Annotated in this window: 5 protein-coding genes; 1 reads left to right on the top strand and 4 read right to left on the bottom strand. The window is 34.2% G+C overall.

What is annotated here, in order from left to right; genetic code table 11:
- From ACKI2W_RS02835 to ACKI2W_RS02825, 3 genes are all read right to left on the bottom strand, one after another.
- On the bottom strand, positions 1 to 92 hold a 92-nt coding region (locus tag ACKI2W_RS02835), incomplete at its 3' end, for a hypothetical protein (protein WP_407379032.1).
- Positions 93 to 100: 8 nt separating this feature from the next.
- A complete protein-coding gene (locus tag ACKI2W_RS02830) occupies positions 101 to 1,258 on the bottom strand; it encodes a vWA domain-containing protein (RefSeq protein ID WP_407379030.1) in 1,158 nt (385 codons plus the stop codon).
- A 1-nt stretch (position 1,259) separates the two neighbouring features.
- Positions 1,260 to 2,117 (bottom strand): AAA family ATPase, encoded by an 858-nt coding sequence (locus ACKI2W_RS02825; RefSeq protein ID WP_407379028.1) that lies wholly within the window; start codon positions 2,115 to 2,117, stop codon positions 1,260 to 1,262.
- Positions 2,118 to 2,288: 171 nt separating this feature from the next.
- Between ACKI2W_RS02825 and ACKI2W_RS02820 the strand changes: the two genes are divergently transcribed.
- On the top strand, positions 2,289 to 2,678 hold the full coding sequence (locus tag ACKI2W_RS02820) for a hypothetical protein (protein WP_407379026.1): 390 nt from the start codon (positions 2,289 to 2,291) through the stop codon (positions 2,676 to 2,678).
- A gap of 9 nt (positions 2,679 to 2,687) precedes the next feature.
- Here the strand turns inward: ACKI2W_RS02820 and ACKI2W_RS02815 are convergent, their stop codons facing one another.
- Positions 2,688 to 4,289, bottom strand: coding sequence for a dihydropteroate synthase-like protein (locus ACKI2W_RS02815; RefSeq protein WP_407379024.1), 1,602 nt, complete (start codon positions 4,287 to 4,289; stop codon positions 2,688 to 2,690).
- Positions 4,290 to 4,584 lie beyond the last annotated feature (295 nt).

The raw sequence follows: 4,584 nt of genomic DNA, 5'->3' as shown, positions 1-4,584 counted from the left end.
ATTGATTCAATAAAACAATCCTTGCATAGCATCTGTCCCGATTGTTTCTTTTTAATAATGACTTTTGGATTACCACATTTACTGCATTGCATATTAATACCTACATTTTCTCTACAAACTGTGCCAGCTGGTTTAGAGTGTTTACTTCAAATACATGCGCTCCGGCATCTTCATAAAGTGAAACGCAACTGTCCACAATATCCCATTTATTCCTGTCTTCAGGATTTAGAATAATCACTTTTTTAGCGTCTCTGACCATTTCCTCCACTAATTCGACACTTGCGGGGATTTTATTTACTTTAGGTCCTGCCCAGTCTCGGCAGTCTGATAATATAATTATATAAGATTTATTGTTGATGTTTGCCTTTTCCTGAAACTGTTTGAAGGCAGAATACATATCAGAGGTTCCGTGAACCATCATATTCCTAACACGCATATCTCTGACTTTAACAAATGAATCAATCAAATATTCTTCTTTTAAAGCTTTTGTTGTCTCAATTACCTTATTATCAAATTCAAATGTTCTTGAACGCTTGAATGCAGTCTGTGCTGAAAACATCAGCATGAAAAACCAGCTGCTAATCCATTCACATGATCCACTGATGTCATTTAAAAACAGATGTTCGTTTTTATGTGGCCTCGGTTTTGCCTTTATGAGCTCTATCGGCACTCCACCGTATTTCAGATTAGCCCTCATAGTTCTTCTCATATCTATTTTATGAGTATGTGATTCGACCTTACGTCTTGAACGTTTGTTTGCTATTCTTTTACCTAATCTTTGACATATTTCAAGCATCCTTGGATCGAATCTGTTTAGTTTGGTCAAGTCCTTGTTCATCAGTTCGCCGTCACGTTCAAGCTGTTTTACTTCATCCAGTAAAGGCTGGCCTGAAAGCATCTTCAATTTTTCATTGCTCATTTTAGCTTCCTGAACTTTCTTTTGAGCATTATCCTGTTTTTTAATAATATATTTATTGGACTTAGGACCCGTTCCCCTATATGCCTTGCCTCTCTCCGGAAGATTATCCTCATCTGATTTTTCTTTTTCCTTTTTGAAAATCTCTTCAAAAATCTTATTGAATTTAGGAATATCATACCTGTCCTTTACATAAATTGCCCTTAAAGCAGTTCTGAGCATGTCCCTGTCTGCCTCGCCAAGCTGCATATAAACTTCAGTAGCTGAATAAGTACTTCTGATACTGACTGGAAGACCTTCCTGTCTTAATCGACCGGATAAATTAGCAATCTTGTTTATCATTCTAATAATTCCTGTCTAGAACATCCTTAATGACACGTTTTTTATCACTTTCTGTTTTGATAGCAACACCAACACTGTCTATCATTGCATCTTTGGTATTTTTATGTTTTAAATTGGAAACTGATTTGACCCAGTCGACAGTTCCTCTGACTGAAGGCTTTTTAAGCAAATTAAGATTTCTGATATCGTGAACTATTTTGACAACAGTTGAAACAGTGTCCTCATCAGCGTCAGGAAGTTTGGATTTGACTATTTCAATTTCCCTTTCTATGCTTGGATACGGAATGTATAAGAAAAGACATCTGTCCTTTGTTTCATCCAGAAGTGACCTTTGGGAATTTGACGTTAATATTACAATCAGATCATTTTTCAATTGGAATGTTCCTAAATCATTGATTGTGATTTCCTGTTCACCCAATGCCTGAAGCAGAAAACTTTCCACTTCTTCATCAGCCTTATCAATTTCATCGATCAGCAAAACGGAATCTTTATCATTTAAAAAAGCATTTAAAAGTGACCTTCTAATAAAGTATTCCTCTTCAAATATTGTATCTTCCTTGGCTTCAGCATTTTTAGCCGCTTCCAAATGCAAAAGCTGCTTTTGGTAATTCCATTCCCCAACTATTTGTTCAAAGGTAATTCCTTCATAGCACTGTATCCTGAAAAAGTCTCTGTCAAATGTTTTTGCAACGACTTTGGCCAGTTCTGTTTTACCAACACCAGGAGGACCTTCAATTAACATAGGTTTTGATAATAAAAAAGATAAAAACAATGTAGTTGATATTTCCTTATTGGAAACATATTCTTCGGCCAAAAGTGCCTTATCAATATCTTTAATACTTAATTCTTCACTTTGCAAAATTAAACCCCAAAATATTTTTACTTAATTATTTATTATTGGTAATAAAATTTAAAGTTTATCTTTACATGATATTAAAAACAAATTGATTGTAAATAAAATAAGTTAAAGAAAAGATTATATATAAAAATGAATAAAAAATATTACTAATATATCAATCGGAGGGTAAGTATGAAATTTGATAATATAGTTATTTTATCAGTCATCATTGCAATAATTATATTAACAATGGGTGCATTTGTCTACACGAGCAGTACTGATGTTACAACAAACAATATTACTGACGTAAATGACACCTCAGATAATAATGATACAGATTTACTTTCAATATTAACTGGAGATTCAAACAGTACTAGTTCCAGTTCATCAAGTCAAAGTTCTTCATCAAGTTCATCTTCAAGTTCATCTTCAAGCTCTAGCTCATCATCAAGCTCCAGAAGCAGCGGTGGAAGCTATAGTGGCGGAAGTTCATCTGGAGGAGGATCTTCATCAGGCGGAGGAAGTTCTTCAAGCAGTTCTTCATCCCCAAGTATAGACTTTGATATTGTTGATCCGGAATAGACAGAATAATCAGTTTTTAAATTGGTCGGGATTTTTGAACAGTTCAAAATCCTGAACATATTCTTTGCCCGTAATCATTGCTATTTCCGCTTTTTGCAGTTCACTGCCCAAATATGCGGCATGCTCCATACGGGTGACCAGTTCTATTTTTATTATTTCTTCATAAATTTCTTTAGCTGTTTTTCCGACAATGACTAAATCAGCTTTATTTTTCTTAAAATGAGTTGCTATGATTCTGCTTTCGCTAACGGTAGTTCCATAATCAACATTTATTCTGAAACTTCCTGCCTTATCGCGAACAAATTTCATAGGTTTTGAAAGCTTTGCCTGTGGAATGCCATCCAATTCGTTTTCTATAATGTCATTTCTTTTGTGCTTATCCTTAAATGCAACCATATTAATTCCCAGATCCTTAGGAATTGACTTTCTATGCTTTGCAAGAAACATCATTTTTGAAGCGGTCGCAAGTTCATAAACACTTCCCCTGGTTTTTCCGCTTTCCTCAGGAGTGAACAATATACTGACTCCCAGTTCCATTCCGATTCCGGCAAGAAGCACGTTGACACCTCCTGAATCGGCATCCATCAGTTCCGTCACATTTCCCACACCAAAAAACATTGGGGCTTTGTTAACCTGATGGAAATCCCTGCATGCAATAATGGATTCCACAATACTTGCACTGTTGACAGGATCCAAAATCAAATCGGCAACATACTTTAATCCATCAGTATCCTTTATTAACTGATGCATTGCCTCAACACGTTCTTCGGGACTTTTAGGAGAAATCCCTTCACTGAAATTAGTTGGAAGCAGTACTGCAGGAATACCTTTTTCCTTTAATAATGGTGCGACTTTTGACTGATTTCCCAAATCAAGACTCAATACAAAATCTATTCCATGTTCGGCGGCGACCTTGATTTCATCCGTGTTCAATGTATCTATACTTAATGGCCTATCTCCAACAATCGGCCTTAATGTATCAATCAATTCAGGAACCTTATCCGAGAAATCTTCACCGGCAGCCATACCGATATCTATCATGTCTGCTCCGCAATCTACGAAATACTGGCATTTATTTATTAAAGCTTCTTTTGATAAAAATGGAGCGTTAGCTATTTCAGCCAGAACCCTCATCGGGAAATCTTCTCCTACAGGAAGCTTTCCGATTCTTATATTATTCGGCTTTTGAAGAAGCTTTTCAATATTTTCCTCATCATTTTCAAAGTCTTCAATTATCTTGAAAGCTTCTTTTCTTTTTTCATCCTCAATCAGTTTATCTGCAGGTTTGTCTTCAGACAGCTGGATGTTTTCAAGCAAATTTAAAACCATTGCCAGATCAGCACCGTCGGTTGAACCTTTGAATGTTGGAATTCCCAACTCCTTTGTGATTTCTTTGGTGCCTTTTTTAATCAAACCTGGAACTAAAATCAAATCTATATCATCCATCTGGTCTGCAAAATAAGTTTTTACTTCATTTATAATCATTCTGGGAGTTAAAAATGCTGCAACCTGAGTATTGGCAATATGAACTATAACATCTTCCGTTGAATCTTCAACGACACTTTTAATTAACGGATAAGCCAAATCACCAGTGATAATTAAAACTTTCATAATAACTCCTCAAAATTATATTTATTAAAGTTATATTATATTAAATCTTTGAAAAGGAAATTATTGATAAAAGATATTTAATTAATTAAAATCATTTGAATATTTCTTTATTTGATTAAAAAACAAATAATTGAAAATTTACATTGAATAAAAGCATTAATAATTAAAATTTAAACAAAAATATTGTGAAATTAAATTATAACATAAGATTTATATATTTTGTAATTTATAATGATTATACATGATAAATATATGGAGGAAATTTAATGATTGAAATTCGTTTTCATGGAAGAGG

This window comes from Methanobrevibacter sp., from assembly GCF_045603845.1.
Taxonomy (GTDB): Archaea; Methanobacteriota; Methanobacteria; order Methanobacteriales; family Methanobacteriaceae; genus Methanocatella.
The sequence above is the reverse complement of the archived record's forward strand: the minus strand, read 5'-3'. Positions and strand labels throughout refer to the sequence as shown.

Coding starts and splice junctions, on each gene's coding strand:
- ACKI2W_RS02830 (WP_407379030.1), bottom strand. CDS start 1,258: ATGATAAACAAGATTGCTAATTTATCCGGTCGATTAAGACAGGAAGGT.
- ACKI2W_RS02820 (WP_407379026.1), top strand. CDS start 2,289: ATGAAATTTGATAATATAGTTATTTTATCAGTCATCATTGCAATAATT.
- ACKI2W_RS02815 (WP_407379024.1), bottom strand. CDS start 4,289: ATGAAAGTTTTAATTATCACTGGTGATTTGGCTTATCCGTTAATTAAA.